1 pseudogene is annotated in these 231 nt (G+C 68.4%); it reads left to right on the top strand.

Annotated elements, in window-relative coordinates:
• Positions 1-155 (top strand): annotated as a pseudogene (locus NDO48_RS29560) (AMP nucleosidase); the annotation flags it as partial.
• Positions 156-231 lie beyond the last annotated feature (76 nt).

The raw sequence follows: 231 nt of genomic DNA, 5'->3' as shown, positions 1-231 counted from the left end.
AGATCAAGCTGCCCGGCGCAGCCGGCGCCTTCTACGAGCGCGCGGTGACCCAGCACCTGCATATCGGCATCGCCGCGCTGGAGCTGATGCGCAGTCAGCTCGATTCGCTGCATTCGCGCAAACTGCGCAGCTTCGACGAGCCGCCGTTCCGCTGAGTCAGGCCGCGACCGGCGCCTCGTCACGCAGCAGTTCGGCCAGCGCAGCGCGGTCGATATTGGCGCCGCTGAGCAC

The sequence above is a fragment of the Aminobacter sp. MET-1 genome (assembly GCF_026521175.1).
Taxonomy (GTDB): Bacteria; Pseudomonadota; Alphaproteobacteria; order Rhizobiales; family Rhizobiaceae; genus Aminobacter.
This window is presented reverse-complemented; position numbering and strand designations above follow the sequence as displayed.